Annotated in this window: 26 protein-coding genes and 1 pseudogene; 17 read left to right on the top strand and 10 right to left on the bottom strand. The window is 41.7% G+C overall.

The annotated features are described in order from the left end of the window. The first annotated feature begins 85 nt into the window (after positions 1-85). Both CDZ94_RS14805 and CDZ94_RS14810 read left to right on the top strand, forming a co-directional pair. A complete protein-coding gene (locus tag CDZ94_RS14805) occupies positions 86-577 on the top strand; it encodes a methyltransferase family protein (protein WP_210421732.1) in 492 nt (163 codons plus the stop codon). Positions 578-691: 114 nt separating this feature from the next. Next, a complete protein-coding gene (locus CDZ94_RS14810) occupies positions 692-1,048 on the top strand; it encodes a SpoIIAA family protein (RefSeq protein WP_096438318.1) in 357 nt (118 codons plus the stop codon). Between the two features lie 372 nt (positions 1,049-1,420). Here CDZ94_RS14810 and mbcS read toward each other — a convergent pair whose 3' ends face one another. From mbcS to CDZ94_RS14830, 4 genes are read right to left on the bottom strand one after another with little or no spacing between them, the layout of a single operon-like run. Beyond that, positions 1,421-3,001 (bottom strand): acyl-CoA synthetase MbcS, encoded by a 1,581-nt coding sequence (gene mbcS, locus CDZ94_RS14815; RefSeq protein WP_096438320.1) that lies wholly within the window; start codon positions 2,999-3,001, stop codon positions 1,421-1,423. A 13-nt stretch (positions 3,002-3,014) separates the two neighbouring features. Then, complete coding sequence (locus CDZ94_RS14820) at positions 3,015-3,566, bottom strand: hypothetical protein (protein WP_232735663.1); 552 nt, start codon at positions 3,564-3,566, stop codon at positions 3,015-3,017. A 22-nt stretch (positions 3,567-3,588) separates the two neighbouring features. Then, positions 3,589-5,235: a solute symporter family protein gene (locus CDZ94_RS14825; RefSeq protein WP_096438324.1), complete on the bottom strand. Its 1,647-nt coding sequence runs from the start codon at positions 5,233-5,235 to the stop codon at positions 3,589-3,591. Between the two features lie 3 nt (positions 5,236-5,238). Then, complete coding sequence (locus CDZ94_RS14830; protein WP_232735662.1) at positions 5,239-5,508, bottom strand: hypothetical protein; 270 nt, start codon at positions 5,506-5,508, stop codon at positions 5,239-5,241. A gap of 274 nt (positions 5,509-5,782) precedes the next feature. On the opposite strand from CDZ94_RS14830, the gene CDZ94_RS14835 reads away from it, so the two are divergent. The 4 genes from CDZ94_RS14835 (at position 5,783) to CDZ94_RS14850 (ending at position 8,920) form a co-directional block, all read left to right on the top strand. Continuing rightward, positions 5,783-5,992, top strand: a complete 210-nt coding sequence (locus CDZ94_RS14835) for a hypothetical protein (RefSeq protein ID WP_096438326.1) — start codon at positions 5,783-5,785, stop codon at positions 5,990-5,992. A gap of 662 nt (positions 5,993-6,654) precedes the next feature. Further along, a complete protein-coding gene (locus tag CDZ94_RS14840; RefSeq protein ID WP_096438328.1) occupies positions 6,655-7,317 on the top strand; it encodes a hypothetical protein in 663 nt (220 codons plus the stop codon). A 113-nt stretch (positions 7,318-7,430) separates the two neighbouring features. Then, on the top strand, positions 7,431-8,414 hold the full coding sequence (locus tag CDZ94_RS14845) for a Gfo/Idh/MocA family protein (RefSeq protein WP_096438330.1): 984 nt from the start codon (positions 7,431-7,433) through the stop codon (positions 8,412-8,414). A 134-nt stretch (positions 8,415-8,548) separates the two neighbouring features. Next, complete coding sequence (locus CDZ94_RS14850) at positions 8,549-8,920, top strand: hypothetical protein (RefSeq protein ID WP_096438332.1); 372 nt, start codon at positions 8,549-8,551, stop codon at positions 8,918-8,920. 69 nt (positions 8,921-8,989) lie between these two features. Here CDZ94_RS14850 and CDZ94_RS14855 read toward each other — a convergent pair whose 3' ends face one another. From CDZ94_RS14855 to CDZ94_RS14865, 3 genes are read right to left on the bottom strand one after another with little or no spacing between them, the layout of a single operon-like run. After that, positions 8,990-10,600: an ABC transporter permease gene (locus CDZ94_RS14855; protein ID WP_198546724.1), complete on the bottom strand. Its 1,611-nt coding sequence runs from the start codon at positions 10,598-10,600 to the stop codon at positions 8,990-8,992. After that, the gene (locus tag CDZ94_RS14860; RefSeq protein ID WP_096438336.1) at positions 10,593-11,516 is read right to left on the bottom strand and encodes an ABC transporter ATP-binding protein; all 924 of its coding nucleotides are present in this window, start codon (positions 11,514-11,516) and stop codon (positions 10,593-10,595) included. The genes CDZ94_RS14855 and CDZ94_RS14860 overlap by 8 nt, the downstream gene beginning before the upstream one ends. 15 nt (positions 11,517-11,531) lie before the next feature. Beyond that, entirely contained in the window at positions 11,532-12,179 is a 648-nt protein-coding gene (locus CDZ94_RS14865) for a TetR/AcrR family transcriptional regulator (RefSeq protein ID WP_096438338.1), read from the bottom strand. 196 nt (positions 12,180-12,375) lie between these two features. On the opposite strand from CDZ94_RS14865, the gene CDZ94_RS14870 reads away from it, so the two are divergent. Both CDZ94_RS14870 and CDZ94_RS14875 read left to right on the top strand, forming a co-directional pair. After that, positions 12,376-13,464 (top strand): tetraprenyl-beta-curcumene synthase family protein, encoded by a 1,089-nt coding sequence (locus CDZ94_RS14870; RefSeq protein WP_096438340.1) that lies wholly within the window; start codon positions 12,376-12,378, stop codon positions 13,462-13,464. 400 nt (positions 13,465-13,864) lie between these two features. Further along, on the top strand, positions 13,865-14,902 hold the full coding sequence (locus CDZ94_RS14875; protein WP_096438342.1) for a DUF4367 domain-containing protein: 1,038 nt from the start codon (positions 13,865-13,867) through the stop codon (positions 14,900-14,902). A gap of 137 nt (positions 14,903-15,039) precedes the next feature. On the opposite strand, the gene CDZ94_RS14880 is transcribed toward CDZ94_RS14875, so the two are convergent. Next, on the bottom strand, positions 15,040-15,672 hold the full coding sequence (locus CDZ94_RS14880) for a uracil-DNA glycosylase (protein ID WP_096438344.1): 633 nt from the start codon (positions 15,670-15,672) through the stop codon (positions 15,040-15,042). A 282-nt stretch (positions 15,673-15,954) separates the two neighbouring features. Between CDZ94_RS14880 and CDZ94_RS14885 the strand changes: the two genes are divergently transcribed. From CDZ94_RS14885 to CDZ94_RS14910, 6 genes and pseudogenes are all read left to right on the top strand, one after another. Next, positions 15,955-16,338 (top strand): hypothetical protein, encoded by a 384-nt coding sequence (locus tag CDZ94_RS14885; RefSeq protein ID WP_096438346.1) that lies wholly within the window; start codon positions 15,955-15,957, stop codon positions 16,336-16,338. Next, positions 16,328-16,588 carry a metal-sensitive transcriptional regulator gene (locus CDZ94_RS14890; RefSeq protein WP_096438348.1) on the top strand — a complete coding sequence of 87 codons (261 nt, stop codon included), beginning with the start codon at positions 16,328-16,330 and terminating at the stop codon, positions 16,586-16,588. Before CDZ94_RS14885 ends, CDZ94_RS14890 begins: the two co-directional genes overlap by 11 nt. A gap of 251 nt (positions 16,589-16,839) precedes the next feature. Beyond that, positions 16,840-17,316 carry a DsrE/DsrF/DrsH-like family protein gene (locus CDZ94_RS14895; protein WP_096438350.1) on the top strand — a complete coding sequence of 159 codons (477 nt, stop codon included), beginning with the start codon at positions 16,840-16,842 and terminating at the stop codon, positions 17,314-17,316. A 240-nt stretch (positions 17,317-17,556) separates the two neighbouring features. Further along, positions 17,557-18,123 (top strand): sulfurtransferase TusA family protein, encoded by a 567-nt coding sequence (locus tag CDZ94_RS14900; protein ID WP_096438352.1) that lies wholly within the window; start codon positions 17,557-17,559, stop codon positions 18,121-18,123. Between the two features lie 28 nt (positions 18,124-18,151). Continuing rightward, positions 18,152-19,278: pseudogene (locus CDZ94_RS14905) on the top strand (MBL fold metallo-hydrolase). A gap of 32 nt (positions 19,279-19,310) precedes the next feature. Further along, entirely contained in the window at positions 19,311-19,544 is a 234-nt protein-coding gene (locus CDZ94_RS14910; RefSeq protein ID WP_096438354.1) for a sulfurtransferase TusA family protein, read from the top strand. Between the two features lie 108 nt (positions 19,545-19,652). Here CDZ94_RS14910 and CDZ94_RS14915 read toward each other — a convergent pair whose 3' ends face one another. Both CDZ94_RS14915 and CDZ94_RS14920 read right to left on the bottom strand, forming a co-directional pair. Next, complete coding sequence (locus tag CDZ94_RS14915; RefSeq protein WP_096438356.1) at positions 19,653-19,871, bottom strand: hypothetical protein; 219 nt, start codon at positions 19,869-19,871, stop codon at positions 19,653-19,655. Between the two features lie 431 nt (positions 19,872-20,302). Further along, complete coding sequence (locus CDZ94_RS14920; RefSeq protein ID WP_096438358.1) at positions 20,303-21,436, bottom strand: UDP-N-acetylmuramoyl-tripeptide--D-alanyl-D-alanine ligase; 1,134 nt, start codon at positions 21,434-21,436, stop codon at positions 20,303-20,305. A gap of 508 nt (positions 21,437-21,944) precedes the next feature. Between CDZ94_RS14920 and CDZ94_RS14925 the strand changes: the two genes are divergently transcribed. The 3 genes from CDZ94_RS14925 to CDZ94_RS14935 are packed head-to-tail and all read left to right on the top strand — an operon-like array spanning position 21,945 to position 23,652. Continuing rightward, positions 21,945-22,607: a futalosine hydrolase gene (locus tag CDZ94_RS14925; protein ID WP_096438360.1), complete on the top strand. Its 663-nt coding sequence runs from the start codon at positions 21,945-21,947 to the stop codon at positions 22,605-22,607. Then, complete coding sequence (locus tag CDZ94_RS14930; RefSeq protein ID WP_096438362.1) at positions 22,608-23,441, top strand: 1,4-dihydroxy-6-naphtoate synthase; 834 nt, start codon at positions 22,608-22,610, stop codon at positions 23,439-23,441. A 25-nt stretch (positions 23,442-23,466) separates the two neighbouring features. Beyond that, positions 23,467-23,652: a hypothetical protein gene (locus CDZ94_RS14935; RefSeq protein ID WP_096438364.1), complete on the top strand. Its 186-nt coding sequence runs from the start codon at positions 23,467-23,469 to the stop codon at positions 23,650-23,652. Positions 23,653-23,753 lie beyond the last annotated feature (101 nt).

The following is a 23,753-nucleotide window of genomic DNA, read 5'->3' on the forward strand; positions in this document are numbered from 1 at the left end:
CAGTTGAAGCACCCTTTACTTATAAATTGAAGTTCGTGAAAGGTAGTGTGAATCAAGGTTGAAAAAACAAGGAGAAACGTCTTTATTGTCTCATCTGATCGCAATACTATTGTTACCGTTTAATGTGACCGTGATTATTCCTTCGCTCTTATTGTTTCTCTTCAATAACGCGATGCTTTGGCGGTTGGACTTTCCACTAACTGCCTTTATCTTGTTACTCGGTGCCACATGCACCTTAATAGGTTTAACTCTTGTAACGGCAACGGTAAGGCAGTTTGCTACTAGAGGAAGAGGAACGTTAGCACCTTGGAATGCTCCTAAAAATCTAGTTGTTACTGGTCCTTATCAATACACGAGAAATCCCATGATCAGTGGAGTTGTTTTTATTTTATTAGGAGAAATGATCTTATTTGGTTCGGTTCCATTACTCTTCTGGTTCTTGTTATTTTCAGTTGTGAACTATACCTACTTCATAGTTGGAGAAGAGCCTGCTTTACAAAAGAAGTTCGGTGAGGAGTATGCTCAATATAAAAAGAATGTACCTAGATTAATACCGAGAAGAACGCCGTGGAATTGAAAATAATGAGTTTCTTTTACTAGACCATGTTTTTAATAGCCTTCTGAACGGGAATGGATTCGTAAGAGGTCATTGTCACATTTGAATATTCCAGTTAAGTGGAGGTGAGATGCTGTGATTAGAAAGCTAGACTCAAGTAAGGGGAATGTCTTGGAATATGAAGTGAAAAGTAAGATGACAAAAGAAGAAAATGATCAGCTTATGGTAGAAGTTTCAGCAGCCATTGAGAGATTTGGAGAAGTTCGGTTGCTTGTTCGGTTGTGGGATATGCCGGGAGTCGAGTTTTCAGCTATCGATGACCGGTTGAAGTTTGCGAAAGATCATTTAATTGACATTGAACGATATGCCCTTGTGAGCGATTCTAATTTAGCTGAGTACCTGGCCGAAGTGACAGACACCGTGACGGGGATTGACCTTCGCCACTTTCGAATGGAAGAGGAAGCTGAGGCAAGAGCCTGGGTGCATGAGTAATAAATCACTTGAAAAGCTTAAAACGATAGAAGGGAAGTAGTTTGGTAAAACTGCTTCCCGTTTTTTGAAAGGTAGAATTTTTAAGTAGACAGCTACCTTTACGCCGCTCGTCTCAAGGGTATTCTTCCCTTGAGACTTAAAAATATGCGGCGGAAGCTAACGCTGCTACGATAAACCTTCAGCTATCCGGATCGTTTGACTAATCCTAATGCCGCATGCGGACCGCGGCCGGATATGTGTCAGGATCATGGCGAGTTCTTCAGGAGTGCTGGAAGCTACCCGCCCACTATGAAAAAACAATTTTAGCGGGCTTTTAAAAAATGCAGTAACTTCGTTTATTACTATGCTTCAAAAGGGTGAAAAGCCCCTTCTCTACTTCGCTAGTTCTTTCTGCCGTAGTTCAACGCGGCGTATTTTTCCTGATGTTGTCTTCGGAAGTTCTTCCAAAAACTCAATTTGACGTGGGTATTTGTACGGCGCTGTAATGTCTTTCGTATGGTTTTGAAGTTCTTTTACTAAGTCTTCATCTTGTGTCCTTGACGCGTCTCGCAGAACGACATAAGCCTTGACGATGCTACCGCGAATTTCATCTGGTGCGGCAACCACAGCGCATTCCCGAACGGCCGGGTGTTTTAGTAGTGCGTCTTCAACTTCAAAAGGGCCAATCGTGTAGCCGGAGCTGATAATAATGTCGTCACTTCTGCCTTCAAACCAGAAGTAGCCGTCTTCGTCTCGTGAAGCTTGGTCACCTGTTAAGTACCAATCCCCTCGAAAGGCTGATTGTGTGCGTTCGGGATCATCTAAGTACTCTTTAAATAGTGCTGGACAATCTTTGTGGACAGCAATATCACCGACTTCTCCAGCTTTAGTAGGTTCACCGTACTCGTTAATGATATCGACAGGGTTACCTGGCGTTGGTTTTCCCATCGAGCCAGGTTTTGTTGTCATCCCTTGCAGTGTACAGACGAGAAGGGTATTTTCGGTTTGTCCATAGCCATCCCGTAAATCAACGTTAAACGCGGAATGGAACGCTTCGATAACAGGGCGGTTTAGCGGTTCTCCAGCTGATACAGCACTTTTTAGTTTCGGCAGCTTATAGGAAGAGAGTTCATCTACTTTAGCCATGAGTCGATATTCAGTAGGTGTGCAACAAAGAACGGCGATTTTTTCCTCTTCCAAAATGTCCAAATACGTTGTTGGGTCGAAGCTACCATTGTAAACAAAGGCTGTTGCACCGAGTGTAATTGTTGAAAGAAGCGGGCTCCAGATCCATTTTTGCCAGCCAGGTGCTGCTGTTGCCCAAACGAGGTCTCCTTCTTCGACACCGAGCCACTCTTTAGCAGCTGTGCGTACGTGGGCGTAACCCCAGCCATGTGTGTGGACAACTCCTTTTGGATTTCCGGTTGTTCCAGATGTGTAGGATAAAAAGGCCATGTCATCACGCGTTGTCTGTTCTCCTTCATAGACGACAGACTCTTTTTCCGCAAGAGATTCTAACGACTTCCAGCCTTTTTCTTCGCCACCGACGATGAATTTATTTTGCAGAACTGGGAGGTCTTCGTCGATGTCATTTACTTCACTCGTCGTTTTATAGTAGGCAACGATGCCTTTTGCTTTGGCATGATGAATACGATAGAGCAGATCTTTTTTACGCAGCATTTCTGAACTCGGGATCGCGACAATGCCGGCTTTTAAACAAGCGAGATAGGTCATATACGCTTCTGGAATACGTGGAAGGATGATAAGAACTTTATCACCTTTACTAATACCTTGCTTTTTAAAGGCGAGTGCGATTTGGTTTGTTTTTTCCATTAGCTCCTTATAGTGAACGTCTCGGCGATTCCCTTGTTGATCGAGCCAGCGAATGGCGGTACGGGTATCGTCATTTGCATATTGGGAAAGTTCTTCTGCGATATTGTAGTGTTCGGGTGCGATTAATTCTTCTCGATTCATGATGAACTCCTCCTTAAGTAATGGTTCCAGTTGGTATGATCATGTAATAAATACTTGCAAAAAAAACAAAAACGGCAAAAACGGCTGCATACGCTTTCCAAGGAGCAAAACCTTGCGTGATTTCATGGATTTTTACACAAATGAAATACATCCAAATAACGCCGGCCACTAAAGAAACAACGAGAGCGAATCCTCCGTCAATGCCTGTTAGGAAGGGGATGGCTAGTAATCCAGGCACTAAAGCAATCGAAGCAGAGCGACTCACTTCACTGATTTTACCTGGGCCACCAAAACCTCTCGCCCCTGCCCAGAGAAGCACGGTAAGACCGAGCTTTGTTAACCAAACGGAAAATAATCCGAATAAGATAAAAATTAGGGGAACGACTACGTTACGTAGCAGTTCGGATTCGAAACTTGCAACAAAGGATGCATTGGCCAAAATGCCAAAGATTCCATAGACGATGCCTACTGCAATGACAATGAGTCGGCTGTAAAGAATGGATTTAGGTGCATGTGCAAATGCCCGAAAAGAAGGGGCGTGAAGTAATATCATTTTTCCAATCATGTGAACGGTCTCCTTCATAACACTACATATTCCAAGGCATCACTGCCCAAATGGCGATGACGGTAAAGAAAACGACGGTAATCGCTGCTCCCATTGTACTGTTGTAGCGTCTTGGGTGGATATCTTTCCAGCCGTGAATCCGCTCTATCAACGCATGGTCTTCTTTCGTCGTTAATTTTGAGGAAAGGCTAGGCATCCGGTTCGTTACATAGGACACGACAATAAGTAATATAAAGCTGACCGGAATCGCGAGCATCGCGCCAGATAAGCCCATACCATCGGTTACCTCATGACCCGTCATGACGATTTGCGGGAAGACGAAGGGTGACACGACGATATAGAGGGCACCTCCAATGACAGAAGAGACAATCGCGCCAAACTTGTTCGCTTCTTTCCACCAAACACCGACTAAAATAAGCGGAGCATTGGTTACACCAGCTAATCCAAATGCCCACAGAATACTAACGACCAGGAAGGCAGGAGGATTAATGGCGAGTAAAATACTGACAACTCCTCCAGCGAAAATAGCAATATAGCCGAGGCGTACCCGTTTTTTCTCCGGAAGGTCAGGTTTAAGTGTTGTGAATATGTCTTGAGATAACAACGCGCCAATGGCTAAAAGGTTTCCACTAAGTGTGGACAATCCAGCTGAAATGGCACCGGCAATAACAAGGGCTGTTACCCATTCAGGGTTGTACACTAAATTTAAAATGATCGTCAGCTTATCTGCATCAGCAGCAGAGATGGCAACCCCTTGTGTTTCAGTGGCATAAACGCCTACAAATCCCATGGCATATGTAGCTGAGAACACAAGCCCGATAATAAAAGCAAACCATACCATCGCGGATCGTGCACTTTTTAAACTGGATGCAGTATAAATACGCATCGCTAAATGCGGTAACCCGAGCGAACCAATGGTCAAAGCGATAAGAGAAACGTACCATTTCGTGGAGTACTGATAATCAAAGAAGTTCGGCATCGCTTCAATCATTGCTGGGACCATATCTGAATACAACAACGGTGGGAAAAACCAACCACTTCCACCGACAGCCTTCATAATCGCACCGAGGGGAACGATGAACATTAGCGCGATGATCACCATTTGAATAGCAGCGTTATTGGAAGCCCCAGCCATTCCGCCGATTGTAATATAGCCGACGATAATAAGTCCACCCACAATCAGTCCGGTTAAATAAGGGATACCGAGGACCGTCTCAAACGCGAGGGCGATTCCAATCATTTGGCCGAGTGAGTACATAATCGACACAAGAATCATAAACACCGCAGCGATGATTGACGCTGAAACACCGTAACGCTCACGGACAAAGTGAGTAGGGGAGAATGCTCCCATCCGCCGTAAGCTCGTTCCGTAAATGATGGTTATAAGCGGAATTGATAAAATGAGCTGAATCCACAACATAATAAACGGGACTTGCAGTTGTAAGATCAGTGCGGTGATTCCAAGAAATGTGGCTAAGCTCATATAAGTTGAAGCCATTGCAAGACCATTTGTAAGCGGCCCTATGCTTGAACCTGCTACATATAAGTCGGTAACAGATTTACTTTTACGGTTGGATATGTATCCGACGATATAAAATAATAGAAATGTCGCAATGATTGCGACAACCCCTAAAATGGGGTTCGATAACTGCCATGCTTCTTCTCCCATTACTTATGCCCCTTCCTGTTTTTGATCTTCTTGTAACGTATTTTCCCGCTCAATTTCTTGGTCAATGTGGTTGCCTAATTTACTAGCAACAATTGTTAAAAAGAAAATACCAAACCAGCCAAACAAAATCGGTACGATGTACATAATCGGGAAGCCAAATAACGTACCCTCAACGGGGAAAATGGAGAAAAATAAGCCCACATTTCCTGCCGCTAAAAGCAAAGCCGACATAATGATGGTGAACCGTACTTCCTTTTTATAAGCGTTGTTCAAGACACTACCTCCTTTCCTGTGGAGTAACACACGACTGAGTTAAGTACCTTACGACTGACTGTTCAGTCATTGCAAGAACGCTCGTACATTTCCGCTTTAAGACGATAAACTATGCAGCCTGCCTTAGCAGATAATATTGTCCCTATCTTCGGATATGTAGTCGATGACATTCTTTTGTTAGTACCGTAACGGTTATTTGTTGATTGTAAACGCTTTCGACAAACTATGTCAATGATATATTTTAAATTTTCTGAATTTGAAGGAGGGGGAGACGATGGCGGTGTATCATGTGGACCAAGCATTTGAACTGTTAAAGAAATATAAAATCACCACACATAAAGAGAGCGTTCGGCGATGGTTTCGGCAGGGTGTTATTGAAGCTAAGTCTCCAACACCTCGTAAAGACGGCTGGTTGCTTCCGAAAATATCTCTCCATGCTTTATTCAAGAGCGTTTACCTTACTTTAATGAAACGGATGTTGTAAAAGGTACGGAAAAACATAATGCAACGACTGTTGTAGTGGTGAAGAGGATATTCGTGCAAAAATGTGGATTCTGAATTAGCCCATAAAAATATTTGGGAAGGTTCTTGGAGCTTAAGAAAAATCGAATTCAAAAATGCATTAAACACGTGGTTATTCAAGTACATTGAGAGGGAGGTATGGAAGACTTGTCAGGGAAACAGGAGTACTTAAAGTACTTATAGCAAGTGTAGAGTCTTCAATTTACTTGATGCATTTGGTGTTGAAGATCGGCGGCACTTGTTAGATCAAAATTTCAGTGATCTCGAGGAATTTATCATTTTTTCGATCATTGAGTATGTTCAGAAGGAAAAGGTCGTGGACTTGTCTTAATTGCTCAGTCAGCAGTTACGTGCGCACATATCTCGTATGAGGGTATAAGCCCTTCTTAATATGGCTTATACTCTTAGGTATTAAAATGAAAAAAGGTGCTTGGAAACCTGTGTTTTTTTGAAAACTTAGGTTTTGAATGGAACCTTCTAGGAGTTCAAGTAACACGTACTTTAGCCCTTTTTATGGTTTTGGGAGATAGTAGATTTCTATACAAATGTTGCTTTACCTATGGATCTACATTACTATAGTTTACTAGGTCAAAATAATGTCACTTACAAAGGAGCAAGAGCAGGGTGAAACGATTATCAACATTAGTTGCTATTGGCTCTCTTACATTTGTTATAACAGCTTGCACAAAGACAGCAGAACAAAATGAAACGAGTGAAAGTGAACCAGTGGAACAAGAAGAGATTAATGACAGTGAACAGGAAGAAGGTGGAAGCCACGAAGCACTGACGAACAAAAGTAAAGGGGATGTCCTCTTACAGGAGTACACAGTGATTGAAGGAGCAAACCTTAACGAAGTTCAAACATCAGGTCCTGTGGATGTGACGTTACGTGACCTTTACATAGTGGAAAGCAATAAGACTCAAGGTGACTACCACGGACTGGCCTATGTTCATGTGAAAAATACCGGAGATGATTCGGTTATCTTTGATTTCTCTGCAGGTTTCGTACCAGATTCAGAGAGTCGTCTTCTGATTGACAATCAGGATATTGAACAGGAATATAAGACTCACGCGATTAGTCCGCATTTGGTAGGAAATGAAGAACAAAGTGCCCTTCTGTGGTTTCCTTTAAATGAAACCGATCCAAACAGACTGACACTGGTTATAAGTGGCCCTTATTTATTTCCATTAGAGGGAGACTCTAAAAGCATAAATGTCGATGATATGGAGGCACTTTCAGCAGAGGATAGGATAAGTGATGATATTCACTTTGATATCACATTTTAGGAACCGCCCCTTGCTTCCCGGTGCCTGACCCCCGGCGCGCTAACGCGTCACCGCGCCGGGGGTCAGGCACCGAAAAAGGAACCGAAAAAAGGAGCCGAAAAGGAGTGGGTTAGATGAATATCGCAACAATAGGTACTGGGATGATTGTAGATCGCTTTCTATCAGCGTTAGAAAGTATTGAAGATGCTAAATGTGTTGCCATGTATTCACGAAAGGAAAGCACAGCAAAGCCGTTAGCTGAAAAGTATAATATAAATAGCATTTATACGGAATTAGATGGGATGTTAAATGATTCTGCTGTTGATTTTGTTTATGTTGCATCTCCTAATAGTTTACATTACGAACATACTTACAGAGCGCTTCAAGGTGGGAAGAATGTTATTTGTGAAAAGCCGTTTACTTCGACCTTAAAAGAACTTGAAAGCTTGATGTCGCTTGCTAAACGAAAAAGTTTAATGTTGTTTGAAGCGATAACGACGATTCATCTGCCAAATTTTAAAATAATTAAAGAAAACTTAACTAAACTTGGGACGATTAAATTTATTCAATGTAACTATAGTCAATATTCCAGTAAATACGATCGTCTGCTAAACGGAGAGACGCCGAATGTTTTTAATCCAAAATTTTCAGGTGGAGCCTTAACGGACATCAATATTTATAACTTACACTTTACGATGAATTTGTTTGGAAAACCAAAAGCAATAAATTACACAGCTAATCAACATCCTAATGGTATTGATACATCAGGTGTTTTAGTATTGAAATATTCTGGTTTTATCGGGGAGTGTGTAGGGTGCAAAGATACTCGGAGTATGAACTTTGCGCTTATTCAAGGTGAAAAGGGCTATATTCATGTTGAAAATGGGGCAAATGGCTGTCAAAAAGTGATCCTCCATACAGACGATGAAGAAGCCACGTTGAATGTACAAACAGAATCTAATCCGTTATATTATGAAGTGCTGGCTTTTAATAATATCTACAAATCAAGCGATATTGAAAAGTGTTATGAACTGCTTGATTACAGTCATTCTGTCATACATATGCTTGAAGAAGCGAGAATGGATGCAGGTATCGTTTTTGAGGCAGATACTCATTAGTTAAACTGAAATTCCGATCAGAAAGGTAGTCAGAAGGGTGCCACAGCCTACCTCTTCAAAAATGAAAGAAAGGGATAGGCTCATTTTATATTTTCTTATCATTTGCATAAACTAATGAAAAAGGGGTGTTTGTGATGAGTCCATTAATAGACAGACTAAATGATGTTTCTAAACATATTGGTGAAGGGGTCACGAATCTTTTTAAACGAGGAGAAAAGCGAAATATTCGGATTCGTGACTTGGCTTCGTCTATTCTCACACACCAAGAAACGACGAAGAAGTCCCGAGCCATGTTAGGACTTGTATTTAACGAGTATCGTCTTTCTATTGGTCCAGTTGCGTTCAAACTTGAAACAAAAGGCAAAAACGACGAACACATTTTGGAACTATCAGCAATGGAGCAAGGTGTGAAGCTTTTCACCTACAAGTCCTTTGATGAAAAACATTCCGAAAAGGACAAACACCCCCTCCCAGAATACGCATACCACTATTTGACCAAAGCTTAAAGGTGCCTGACCCCCGGTGCTGTACCGCGTCACCGCGGCGGGGGTCAGGCACCTTTTCACAACGATCCTTTATACATCGAGGTCACGTCGCCGGAATCCAAGCCAGCCAATAATGATTAGGATGGCTGCTACAGCTGTAAGGCTGAGAAGAGGCATCCAATCAAATTCCTCAGCTGGGATTCTTGGTATATGACCGAATGGAGAGAGGTTTGTCATCCAATCGGGCATTTGGAGTGCTCCTCCAAGATAGACGACAACAAAGGCGTACACGACAATGGCCCAGCTCAATGCAGTTCCTTTAGGGAAAATACCAAACAATGCAACGGCTAACCCGATGGCAACCCAAAGAGCGGGTGTGAAGGCTATTCCTGCAATCGTTAGGTCAACGAGGTAGCTGGAATCGTCCATACTTTGACTTCCGGTAATTCCCATCCCAATGCCTGCCATGAAAAGTAGAAAAACACTGCTGATTAATGCAACGATTACATAACTGCCGAGTAGACGGGAACGGGATAATGCCGCTGAAAGCATCGGCTCCGTTCGACCTGCATTTTCTTCACTACGCAGCTTCAAAATGCTCTGTAAGGCAGGAATGCTTGCAACCATTGCAGCTACCGACATAAACATTGCGGCAAAACTGTCAGCAAGTACGCCACCGTCCAGAGTCGGGAGCATATCATCGAGCGAATCTCCGAGGGTACCCATCATTTCTTCCGCTTCTCCTATGAATGCACCGTAAGCCATACCAAACAAAAGCATAGCCACGCTCCAGATGATTAAATTGGTGCGCTGCAAGCGAAAGGCAAGGCCAATCGGTTTTGTGAGAAAATTAGTCGCGTGAGCTTTTCCGCGACGTGGACGAACCATGCCCGCACCCACATCTCGCTTTGTACTCAGTGGGTAAGCAATCGCAATAAGAACGATAGTGAAAGTCAGGCTCAGTAATAATGGCGCCCAGTTATTATCAACATAAGCGGCCGTCTGTTGTGCCCAGCCGATTGGTGAAAGCCAAGATAAAGCTCCTTCTCCAAGGTCACCAACAGCGCGAAGACTAAAGGCGACAGCAATCATTCCTGCACCTAATCCAGTTGCGCCACGTGCATGCTCCATTAGCTGCACGAAAAGAATCGCAACACCTGCAAAAGAAAGTCCAATGGAGGCTAAGGCAGCTCCAAAAAGAAATGAACCTGCCCACGTTACAGATTCAAACCCTAATACTCCCATCCCTAAAGCCAGGATGAGCGCGAGTACAAGATTGACTCCTACAACGAAAATTAAAGCCGCTGTCGTATTTGCATGTCTTCCTGTCACAGAAGCACGAACAAGCTCAGCGCGTCCGGTTTCTTCTTCCTTGCGTGTATGACGAACAATGAGTAACACACTCATTAAAGCAACTACAATTCCTGTCATACCAAGCATTTGGTGAGAGATCATCGCACCAACTGTATAATTTTCCAAATAAAGGTCAGGACCTGTCATCGCAATCGACGCTGGATTCGCCATCGTCACAGCCATTCCTTGACGCTCAGCATCTGTCGGATAAAGCTCCTCAAAGCTGATGAGGGAAGCTACGACAGCAATCGTAATTCCGAGAATCCATATTGGAACCCGGATACGGTCTCGTCGCAGCATAAAACGAAGCATTGTCCCCGTTCCTGTGAATGACTGTTGTTTACTCACGTTTGCCACCTCCTTGAGAAGCACCTTCCTTACTACTATCGTCGCCATAGTGACGCATGAAGAGCTCTTCTAATGTTGGCGGTGTGCTTGTTAAACCTCTCACCTCAAACTGTGTTAAAAATTTAAGCACTTGGTCCATTTCGGAAGTATCGACCTGGAACTTCGCTTCTTTGCCATTCAATTCGAGGTCATGAACACCAGAAAAGCTACTAAGACCATCAATTTTTTGCGCGGTTTTAACCGTGATGAATGTACGAGTTAAATGGCGTAGCTGATCGAGTGAGCCGGATTCAACAATCTTTCCTTCACGAATGATTCCGACACGGTCACAAAGCTTCTCGACCTCAGCCAAAATATGACTCGAAAGTAAGACCGTTTTGCCTTGCGCTTTTACCTCTGCGACACACTCTTGGAAAATAGCCTCCATTAATGGATCAAGTCCGGAAGTTGGTTCATCTAAAATAAACAGGTCTGCTTGTGAAGCAAAGGCAGAAACAAGCGCCACCTTTTGCCGGTTTCCCTTGGAATACGTACGGCATTTCTTCGTCGGGTCAAGGTCAAATCGTTCTAGCAATTGATCGCGCTGCTTCGGGTCAATGTCTCCTCGCAGACGGCCGAATAGGTCAATCGCTTCTCCACCTGTTAAGTTCGGCCATAAATTGACATCACCAGGTACGTAGCTAATACGACGGTGAAGTTCAACCGCTTCTTTCCACGGATCTTTGCCAAATAAGCGCACCTCTCCACCTGATTTACGGAGAAGACCAAGTAATACACGAATGGTTGTCGATTTTCCAGCTCCGTTTGGTCCAATAAATCCGAGGACCTCTCCTTTATTTACTTCAAGATCCAGACCATCAAGTGCTAAAACCTTCCCATAATACTTTGTTAGCTTTTTCATTTGAATCACTGACATCTTTTCCACCCCCGCTTATTTGTAAAAGGCTTGCTTTAACACTTTTAAATAGTCATCGAACTCTTGAAACAAAACATCATATTCCTCTCGTCTCAACTGTTTACCTTTTAATTCTCTTTCTTTCGCAGACCGGTAGCCATCCATGGCCCAGGTGAGAAGCTGAAGGGCTTTTTCAACGTCCATCTCATCTCGAAACATGGTTGTATCAATATTTTTATATAGCCTTCCATATCCATATTTTTCTAGTTTCTGTCTACGGTCATTTAGCTCTTCCATTAAGTGGTCGGTATTCGTGATTAGCGCCATACTCATAAAGTCAAATAAGTAAGGCCGTTTCATTAAAATTTCTTGTTTCAGCAATGAAGCTTGTCGAAATCGTTTAATGATATCTCCTTCCTCGATATCAATCGAATACAAATACTCCCTCTTCATAATCTCGCTGCAGTAATCAAATAGATAAAGAAACAGGTCTTTTTTGCTATTAAAGTAATGAAAAAGCATTCCCTTTCCTATTTGTGCCTTTTTTACAATGGCATTCGTAGACGCCTGCTCGAAGCCTTTCTCAACAAACTCTTCAATAGCAGCATCAATAATCCGCTGTTTTTTCGTCTCCTCTAATTTATGAAATGCAGAATTAATATGGACTACCTCCTTACGTATCAACGATCATACGACATATTGACCACCCGGTCGACCACATCATATCACAACTTAGACCACCCGGTCTACATATATTCAGAAAATTTTTTTGAGGCACCAGTAAAACTTGATTTCGATGATTGTTTCAAAGGATAATAGAATTAGTCATAAAACGTCGAATAATGTAAAAGTATACAAGACTGGATGAGGAGGCTAACCTTTGAAAGCACCGACAACAATGTGGATGATGGTTTATAAAGTGTATAAAGAAGTTGTTCCGGAGGTTCATCAAATTTTGGATGAGTGGAGGAAAAAAGCCGAAAAAATTGAGAATAATGAGCTTAGAATGTATGCGCTCGAAAGTATCAATGAAAACACCTTTCACAATGAAGGGGGCGGGGTATTTGCCCTCTTAACAAAAAAAGAAGTGAGGACGGATGTCCTCTGGTTTATCGTGTCCTACCAAATTATCTGTGACTATTTGGATAGCTTGTGCGATCAAAGCGAATCACTGGATCCGAATGATTTTCGCTCACTTCACGAAGCGTTGCGCCAGGCGTTGGCACCTGGTTCACAAGAAGATGTCTATTACGAGCACCGTGAACAAAAGGATGATAACGGGTTTTTAAGAGATCTCGTCACGACTTGTCAGGAAAAAGTGCAAGCTTTTCCTGGATTTACAGGCGCACAAGCATCGATGGAAGAGCTTTCCTTGCATTACCGGAACCTTCAGGTGTATAAGCACGTAGAAAAAAAGGACCGAGAACCGTACCTAATCAGTTGGTACGAAGAAACCAAGGAAAAATACCCTTATTTAGCAGATATGAGATGGTATGAGTTCGCTGCAAGCACGGGATCTACTTTAGGCGTCTATACGTTAGCAGCATACGCTTCAAAAGGGAAGATGGCCAAAGCAGAGGCTGAGTCGATGAAAGACAAGTATTTTCCGCATGCCCAAGGGTTACATATTTTGCTTGATTATTTTATTGATCAGGAAGAGGACCTTGAAGATGACGAGTTGAATTTTTGTGCTTACTATAAGAACGAAGAAGATATGGTAGAAAGAATGCGCTACTTTAAAACGGAAGCTGAGAGAAAATTAAAGCAGATGCCCGATTCCGCTTTCCATTCCCTTATCAACAAAGGGATTATCGCCATTTATTTAGCCGATGAAAAGGTGCAGAAAAACCCTCAAATAAAAAAGACCGCTAATAGAATGATCCGTTTTGGTGGACTCTCGACGGCATTTTTCTACTTGAATTCGTGGATTTTCAGGAGAGTCTCTGATAACAACGAAATCGCTTCTTAAGTTTTCTACTAACAGTTAAATATTTATACAATTTTTCATCTTTGTACCTCGAGTTCTCTTGTATAATTAAAAGAGGTAAAAATTTCTTAAGGTGGAAGGTGGTTGGGAGTTTTTATTCAGAGTTAATAAAGTACAAAAATCTACGCTTCAATGTCTAACTCCAGCGACAAGCATTACTTCGTGAAAAAGCTACGGATTGTCTCGGGCGGATACACGCCGGAGCATGACTAACAGAGGAAGAGACAGCTACGAGGTTACTTTAGCTTGTTAGAAGAAGCCAAAAAAGCGACTTCAATCTGCCAGTCGAAAGTGCTTGTCACACGACGCCAATATTACTAACGGAAAATGAAGCGAAGTACTCGTTATTGACTTTAATTAAATTATATTGGGGGAACAAAAAATGAAGAAACAACTATTATCATTGGGTATTGCACCAGTGGTTTTATTCGCCGCAGCTTGTTCAGTTGAAGATACGGATGAAATCATTGAAAATGCTGTTGAAGCTCAAGGAAATCTAGAAAGCTACTATGCAGAAGTCTCGAGCAGTTTTGAATTTGATGGTGTTTCAGAAGAGGACTCATATAAAGAGTGGTCTGCTAAACCGAACAAACACCGCATTGAGCAGGACGGATTTATCTCTGTATCAAACGGAGAACAGTCATGGTCATATAATGAAGAAGAAAATAGTGTCATAGTTTTTGATGATATAGGTGAATGGTCAGAGGAAATGCCGGATGAATCCGAAATGATGCGTGAGATGTTAACGGAAATGATGGGTTCAAATGATGTAGTTGCCCATGGTAAAGAAACAGTTGCTGATCGCTCAGTGATTCATTTGTCACTTACACCTAAAGAGGGTGAAGAGGAGTTCTTATTAGGTGATGGAAGCTATGAAGTTTGGGTTGACGAAGAGACATATATGCCGTTAAAAATGAAAATGGAGGGCGAGGAATTCTCCTCAGAAATGGAATACACCCATATTGAGTACAACATCGATATCGATGAGGAAATTTTTGAGTTTGACATTCCAGAAGGAGCAGAACTTCAATCGATGGATGACTTGATGCCAGAAAGCCTTTCTATCGATGAACTTCAAGAGGTCACAGCTTTCGATGTACCTGAATTCACAAAACTTCCAGATGGTTATGAATTTCAAGGAGCAAATTACCTTGAAGAAATGGATTCGGCGATGATTGAGTACATCGATTCAGAAGGTAATTACCTCATGCTGTCCATTTCATCAGAATCGACGGACTTTTCACTTGAAGGGGAAGAATCTGAAAGTCTTGAGATCGGTGAGCACGAAGGAACGTATATGAGCATGCATCAAATGCAATTTATCACATGGAGCGATGGAGACCTTCATTATGAGCTATCTTCTTTCGCTGAAGACATGACAAAAGAAGAACTTGTCGAAGTAGCAAAAGGCCTTAAATAATAAAATAAATGAGCTGAAACCGTTGAGGAGTCATCCTTAACGGTTTTTTCATAAAGATAAAAATAAAGCTACCTTCACGCCGCTCGTCTCAAGGAAAAACATCTTTGAGACTTGTAAAGGTCATTTGGGTACGTACGCTACCGTGTCAAGAACTCTTTTAACTTTGCCAAGTCGGCATGTATTAAGTCCAACAAGCCTCGGTTATAAAAAATTGAAGCTGGGTGGAAGGTTGGGAAAAGTAAGTAGGATTCGTTTGTCCATTCGTAACGGCCATCCTTTCCTAGACGTTGTACAGGTTGGTGTAAAAACCTTCCGTGGCATTCAGTTATTTTTTTATTTGCACCGCCCAATCGTTTGAGTCCGATATTTCCGAGGGTGACAATGACAGGTACTTTTACGTGTTCGATTTCGTAATCTAGAAGAGGAGCGTGGGCGACGATTTCTTTTGCTGTCGGCGGTCGGTTGTATTTTCGTTTTACTACCTCACCATTCCTTGACTTTTTCTCTCCCCACCGATAAGGGCGGCTGCGAACCGTACTTGTAATGTAAACATCTTCCCTCGTGAGCTCAAGCCGATCCAAAAAACTCATCAGTTCTTTCCCAGCTCTACCGCTAAAAGGAACGCCATTATGAATTTCTGTTTCACCAGGTGCTTCTCCGACGAGCATAAGTGCAGGGGTATCAGGTCCCTCCCCATAGACAAACCCCTCTACTGGATAGGAGTAAATTCGTTTTTTTCCCTCTTCGGCAAGGCTTTCTGGTAAGCGCATGTGATTTCCTCCTCTAGGTTCTCTAATATCAGATATACACTTTTTCACCATTTTTTACACGCGGTTTGTTGTTTGGAATGAGAAAAATGCGTGACATAGTGAGAACCAGTAACAATAAATCGTAAAGGACCAACAAAAGACCTTTCTCCCTTCCCTTATTTGTGCTATTTTCTTCTTAGTGTCAAAAGCTTATAGGTTGACTACATACCCTCGTAGGTATAAAATTGCTTTGAGACAAGCTCCCCCGGAAAAGTGAAGTAACGAGTAAAAAGAGGTGATGTTATGAAGATGGTGTTGATTTTCACTATCTCCATTATTATAATCCGTATTTTATATTATCGATACGTACCCTTGTTTGGTGTCGAATGTGTAAAGCTAGACGATATTCGCAATCAAGAGAGTATGGTTATTCTCGATTTGAGAGATTTTCAAACGGCCCATCAGTCTCCTATTCAAGACGCTGTAAATATCCCAATGGCTCATGTAAACAGGCATTATGTCGAGGTAGGAGAAAAGAGTGTTTGTCTTGTTGCCTCAAGCATGGTAGATATCCACTTAATAGGGCGATTTTTAAAAAAGAAAAGGATAAATGTTGGAGGTTTTGCTCTAATAAATGAAGCGAATCAACAATTATGTAAAAAAGGACGTGAGATCCATGAATTATAATGATCAAATGAAACATCGTGTAAAGAGAATTGAAGGGCAAGTAAAAGCAGTCTCGAGAATGATGGAAGAGGAAAAAGATTGTAAAGATCTTATTGTGCAAATGTCAGCGGCGAGAAATGCATTAGACAGAGCTATTGGTTTAGTAGTGAGCACAAACTTAGAGCAGTGTGTTCGGGAACAAATTGAAAAGGGCGAAGACACAGATGAATTGATCCAAGAAGCCGTTAACTTATTAGTGAAGAGTAGGTAAAAAGATAGGAAGTTCAAAAAGGCGGGTGTCATAGTCGCGAGCCTGGTTGGAGTGACTTCCGTATTTTTGAGCACGTACTATCAAGGGACTAGCAGTATTCAGGTGAAATTGTTGACAAGGACATTTCAATCGGTTAATATACCCCCCATGGGTATATGTTGTTTTTATCTATAAAAAAGAAAATGTATATTTTTTTATCATTTAATATACCCATACAGGTATATGTATATTATTAAAGGAGGAGCGCATTAATGGAAAATAAAAAAACAACAATTGTCTTATTTAGCGGAGAATACGATAAGGCAATGGCAGCTTATATTATTGCTAACGGTGCCGCGGCATATGATCACGAGGTGACGATCTTTCACACTTTTTGGGGGTTAAATGCCTTACGTAAAGACGAGCAAGTCTCAGTTAAAAAGGGATTCATGGAAAAGGTGTTCGGCAAAATGATGCCGCGCGGTGCTGACAAAATGGGACTTAGTAAAATGAACTTTGCTGGTATGGGACCGAAAATGATTAAGCAACTCATGAAAAAGCATAATGCGATGCCATTGCCTCAGTTAATTGAAATGGCGCAAGAACAAGGTGTAAAACTTGTATCCTGTACGATGACAATGGACCTTCTCGGCTTACAGAAGGAAGAATTACTTGATGAGATCGAATATGCGGGAGTAGCCGCTTACCTCGGGGACGCATCAGAAGGTAATGTGAACTTATTTATTTAAAAGTTGTGCTATTTGATTATTAAGCTTGTTGATTTATTTATTATGAAAAACCTTTATAATTCGGCAAACTTTGAACTATCTGCAATTTTTCGACTTGTTAAACAAACGTTTGTTTAAGTTAAGAGGATTGTAGTAATGGCTCGAGCGAACGAGGAGGTGATTCGCTGTTTTAGGAGTAGGAGAGAATTAGCTTTTTAATTCGAATGGATGTCAGCTTGCAAAAGAACAGGAGGAGTAACTATGATTAAAACCGACCGCGTGTTAGATGCAAAAGGGTTAGCTTGCCCGAGTCCAATAGTAAGAACAAAGAAAGTGATGCAGGACCTTTCCCCTGGCCAAGTACTAGAGGTGCTAGCAACAGACAAAGGCTCAACAGCTGACTTGCAAGCATGGGCAAAAAGCGGGGGACACGAGTATATAGGCACTACTAACGAAGGGGAAGTGTTAAAGCACTACCTTAGAAAGGCGTGTAGTTACGAGGAAAAGCAAGAAACAAAACACCCTCACGTGATCGATAATGATGGATTAAAAAAGAAGCTTGACGAAGGAAACGCCGTTGTTGTGGATGTTCGTGAGCAAGCGGAATACTCGTTTAATCATATTCCAGGATCACTCTCACTTCCACTTGGTGAGTTGGAATACCGTTTGAATGATTTAAAGAAAGGTGATGAAATCTATGTCGTTTGCTACACGGGTAACCGAAGTGATATGGCGGCAAAAAAGCTAGTTGAGAGTGGGTTTACCAATGTAATCAATGTGGTTCCTGGTATGAGTGACTGGTCAGGTCCAACCGAAAAAAATTTTTAATCTACAACATACACTGGGGGGTATGAAGATGACTATAAAAGAAATGAAACCAAAAGAATTGGCTAAAAAAGTAATTAAGAAAGAAAATTTATTTATTTTAGATGTTCGTAATGTACCTGATTTTGAAAATTGGAAAGTTGACGGTGAACGATTTGATTATTTAAACGTTCCTTATTTCGATTTACTAGATGGAGTAGAAGGAATCATTGATCAAATTCCTAGGGACAAAGAGGTACTCGTTGTTTGTGCGAAGGAAGGCTCTTCTATTATGGTGGCAGAAATGCTGTCAGAAGCAGGGCGTGATGTTTCATATCTTAAAGGTGGTATGAAGGCGTGGAGTGAACATTTAGAACCAGTTAAAATTGGTGACCTTGAAGGCGAAGGTTCAATTTACCAATTTGTCCGTTTAGGGAAAGGCTGCCTTTCTTACTTGGTTGTCTCTGGTAATGAAGGGGCCATAATCGATCCGCTTCGTTTAGTTGATCAATACAAAATGTTCGCTGATGAGTTAGGTATCAAAATGCTCCACATGCTTGATACACACTTGCATGCCGATCATATTTCCGGGGGCCTCAGGCTAGCAGAGGCAACGGGAGGAACGTACTACCTGCCGCGAAAAGATGCCGAAGAAGTTCAGTTCAATTACAAACCACTAGAAGGTGGAGAAATAGTAACCTTTGGTGAAAGTGGGGTGAAGGTGAGGGCTGTCTATACACCTGGTCATACGATTGGTAGCACCTCACTCATTGTCAATAATACGTATTTAATAACAGGTGACATTCTCTTCCTAGACTCGATTGGCCGTCCTGACTTAGCAGGTAAAGCAGAAGACTGGGAAATGATTTGCGCGAATCATTATATGTGCGTTACAAAGCTTTGAACCAAGAATTACTTGTGTTGCCTGCTCACTTTGCAAAATTAACAGAGCTTGATGACGAAGGACGCGTAGTTGCTCGGCTCGGTGATTTGTATCAAGAAAACCATGGTCTGCAAATTGAAGACGAAGAGGAGTTCCGCAAACTTGTATCTAAAAACTTACCGCCACAACCTAACGCATATGAAGAAATTCGCAAAACAAACATGGGTTTAATCACCCCGGAACCAGCAGAGGAAACAGAAATGGAAATCGGACCTAATCGCTGTGCAGTTAGCTAGGTAGTAAAATATTAAAAACAGGAGTGGTTGAGATGTCAAGCAAGTCAGATAAAGTTTTAGATGCAAAAGCTCTGGCATGCCCAATGCCAATCGTAAGAACGAAAAAGGCGATGGAGGAATTGGCGAGTGGTGAAGTCCTTGAAATTCACGCTACGGACAAGGGTGCGAAGAGTGATCTTATTGCTTGGGCAAAAGCGGGTGGACACGAATTTCTTGGTGACAAAGATGAAGATCCAGTGTTGAAGTTTTGGATTAAAAAAGGATAGTAGTTGACTGAAAGCTGTTGAGGAGAAATCCTTAACAGCTTTCAAGTAAGCAAAACCTGTTGATTTACAAGCAGAAAAAATCCTACACAAAGCACCATTTATGCTAATTCAGCTTCCTTTATTTTTGATCATTCTCGCTCCTTGTAATAAAACAAACCCAACTATCATCCAGACAAGAAGAACCGGAGCATATGTAATAATTTCGTTCGGATCTCCTGCGCGTATGTCTTTTAGCCAAATGAATGAAGTCGCTAAAAGGGGAAGCATCAAAAGCAGAAGAATTGATTTTGTAACGGCGTTGGACAAGGTGTTCCACTCCTTTTTCATAGTGGTATGCTCCTTATAATTTTAACAGGATTTTACTAATCCGCAATATATGAACTCCCGTAATGAAGGTGAGGTAAGTGTTGATCTAACGCTCAGAAAACAAAATAGAGCAAGGTTTATAGTGTCTGTTTTCTTTACAGCTCTTTGCTTTTCAACTCAAATGATCGTGGAGGTGTGATCATTTGAGCTGAAAAACTGTCACGCTATCCGCGACTGTTAACCATCCACTTGCCTAGCGCTCAAAAAGAATTCTTTTAGAAAAGAAACTTTATAGAGGATGTTCAAAAATTCCGCTTAAAATAGCTATCGTATCTCTTCGCCTTTTGATCTACTCGGCTCTTTTTTATGCTCCAATTGAAAACGCACTTATAATAATGCCATTGAAAAAGGAGTGTCCTTTATTGGACCTCCTATTTTTCGAATATAGATCGCTATGCTTTTTTTCTTTTGCTTCTTGTTTTTCGCTTACGAGTGCTGTATCTGGCGAGAAAGCCTACGGTTATCGTCATTCGCTTTCGGTGAGAACCTTTAACTAGATATACAGTGTTGGGGCTAAAAGTTTTCTTTAACTCATTGTGGAGTTTGGTTCGGTCTGTAAACGAGTGAACATTTTTAGCAGGAAAACCATGCTTAACTGCAGCTTTACAGATCCACCTGGCCGCATTTCCATAGGTGTAGATTTTTTGGATGTTCTTTTTAGCCAAATACTCCCCGACAGACTGATGTCCTGCTGTAGAGAGATCCCCAAGTTCGAGCATACTTCCTAAAATAATAATCTTCCTTTTCTTTTTCGCTACATTTTCGAGGACATCCGCCGCTGCTTTAACAGATTGCGGATTTGCATTGAACGTGTCATCAATGAGGAGAGAGTTTTGTGGCAGTTTGGTTACCTTTAAGCGACTTAACGGAACTCGGAATTTCTTTAAGCCTAACCTCATTTGTGCAGGAGTAAAGCCAAGGCGGTGGCTGATGGCGATCGCAAATAAAGCGTTAATCACATTGTGGCGTCCGAATGTAGGGATGAAAAAGTTTTCTCTTTTCTTATTTAAAACGACTTGAAAGCTCATACCTGTTTCTAAATAACGAACGTTTAGACCATTATAGGTTGCTTTATTTTTAATGCCAACAGTGATAATGGTTCCTTTGAAAGGTGTAATTTTCAGTAATTTTGAGTTGTTGTCGTCTTGGTTGATTAGTAACGTTCCTGAAGAGCTTAAGTTACGAATTAAGACTGATTTAGATTTAGCTGTAGCTTGGATACTATTACCAAGTTTTCCGAAATGAGCTGTTCCAATGTTGGTAATAACACCAAAGTTAGGGCGAACGTGACTAAAATGATATCTGCCGGCATCACGACCTAACCCCATCTCCAAAATAACGGCCTTGTGGTGTGAGCGAATCTGACTGATCGTCTTTTTTGTATGCCGTGGTAAATTATTATTTCCTTTTGTTTTTAACACGTTCCATCTTGTACTCAAGATTGAATATATAAATTCACATGTTGTAGATTTTCCGGCGCTTCCGGTAACTCCAATGGTTGGAATGGAGGGCTTTAGTGGTCTCAAATGACTAACTCCTTTCTAAAATGCTAGGATACTATCATCCTATTTTTACTAGGAGGGACCTGTGTAGTTTATAAGCCAAGCTTTTACAAAAAAAGGCTATCGCTGAAGTCAATTTCTTGACAGGTGTTGATGTAATGGAATATTTACTTACAAAAAGTAGGTATTATAGGGAAGATGTGTTCTACCACCATCAGATTGGACTTACCACGTGAGAGCAGGTAGTATAAAAGACCGCTATGGGTTTTACCTTGAAAATAAAGCCAGGACTAGCGATATTTTCAGCAATTTTTTACTTCTTTCGGGAAATTATTTATTTTAATCAAACGTTTATTTAACATGCTTTTTTTAGAGAATCATGTTAATTCCAGAAAGTCTTCTAGTTTGATTTTAAAAGTCGAAACGTTGTTATCGTAGCTTTAACATTACAGGACTCGCCTTGTTAAAAACGGTGAACTATTGGTAAACTGGTAACGAGACACTCCGATATATTGTAGTAAGGGAGCATGCTATGAGTGAAAATACAGATTTACATACAAAGATTCTAATTATTACTTCTGTGGAGGCGGAAAAAGAAGCTGTGCTTAATGGGCTTGAAGATGATCCGCGTTTTAATGTAGTTGTTGGAGGTGTCGGCTTGGCTTCGGCAGCTGCCAGTACAGGAGCAGCATTAGCAAAAAACGCTTACGATCTTGTCATTAATATGGGGATTGGTGGTGGTTTTGCTGGAAGAGCAGAGGTAGGTTCTCTTGTCATCTCCAGTGAAATTGTCGCAGCTGACTTAGGAGCGGAAACAATGGAAGGATTTAAACCGATAGATGAATTGGGCTTGGGTAACTCACGAATTTTGTGTGACGAAGAACGAGGAGGACGATTAAAGATAGCGCTGGAGAAGATGAATTTATCTGTCCATTCCGGCCTGATTCTCACGCTTTCTACTGTCACCGGAACGGCAGAGACGGCTCGAGCTCTATCCAATCGATTTCCCGAAGTTTTTTCCGAGGCGATGGAAGGGTATGGCGTTGGCATTGCGGCTAAGCAATATGACCGTCCGGTAATGGAAGTCCGATCTATCTCTAATACCGTAGGTCCCAGGGATCGCGGTGCTTGGAAAATTATCGAGGCACTCGCTCAATTAACAAAAGCGAGCCGTGTATTACGGGAGGTTATCTAAATGAATATCGCATTTTCACCGTGTCCAAACGACACATTTACTTTTCATGCATGGGTGCATGGACTTATTTCCGGCGGAGAAAAACTTGATGTAACGTATGCAGATATTAATATAACGAACAACTGGGCTACTGAAGTGAAGGGACCTGAAGTGATGAAAATCTCGTATGCGGCGCTCCCATGGGTGTTGGAGGATTATGCATTAATTCCTTGTGGAGGAGCTTTGGGCAGAGGCTGTGGCCCTCTTGTGTTAACCGCAGGGAACATGAAAGACCCGGCATCATTAGCAGGAAAAAAAGTAGCGGTGCCAAGTGAAAAATCAACCGCGTATCTCCTATTCCGGCTTTGGGCTGCAGACAATGTTCCAGGTGGTGTTGGAGAAATAGAAGTGATGCCATTCGATCACATTATGCCAGCTGTCCGTGATGGTAAAATCGATGCTGGTCTCGTTATCCATGAAGCGCGGTTTACGTACCATCAATTTAACTTAACGATGATGAGCGATTTAGGTGAGTGGTGGGAAAAAGATACTGGCCTTCCGATTCCTTTAGGAGCAATCATCGCCCACCGGTCACTCGATCTGAAAAGCATTGAAAAGTGGACGAGAGAATCGGTAGAGTATGCGTGGGATAATCCGGAAGCATCTCGCGAATATGTTCTCGAGCATGCACAAGAGATGTCGCCCGAAGTTGTACAAGCCCATATTGATCTTTATGTAAATGAGTTTACAAGAGACTTGGGTGATGAAGGATACACGGCTATTGAAGCTCTCCTCGGACGTGCAGCAAAAGAAGGAATCGTCCCAGAGTTTGACCTAAAAGCTTTACGAAAATAGTAATGTCAGGTAAAAGGAGAATGGAATGAAAAAAATACAAGAATCGATCGGATTGTTGTATGCTTACTGCCTTATTATCGGTCTGGTAATCGGTTTGGCAGTAGGCCTTTATTTAAATGTACTCTTTATTGGATTCATGATGGGATTGGGTGTCGGGGTAGGCCTCGGCTTAATGGTTCATGGGCTCATTCTCATAAAAAACAGTTCGTAACAGAAGGAGAACAACATTTAATAGATAGAAAAACATGCTTTAGAGGTAGAATAATCGATAATTTCGTTAGAAAAGAGGACTGCTATTCTAAAATAGTCCAA

This window comes from Alteribacter populi, from assembly GCF_002352765.1.
Taxonomy (GTDB): domain Bacteria; phylum Bacillota; class Bacilli; order Bacillales; family Salisediminibacteriaceae; genus Alteribacter; species Alteribacter populi.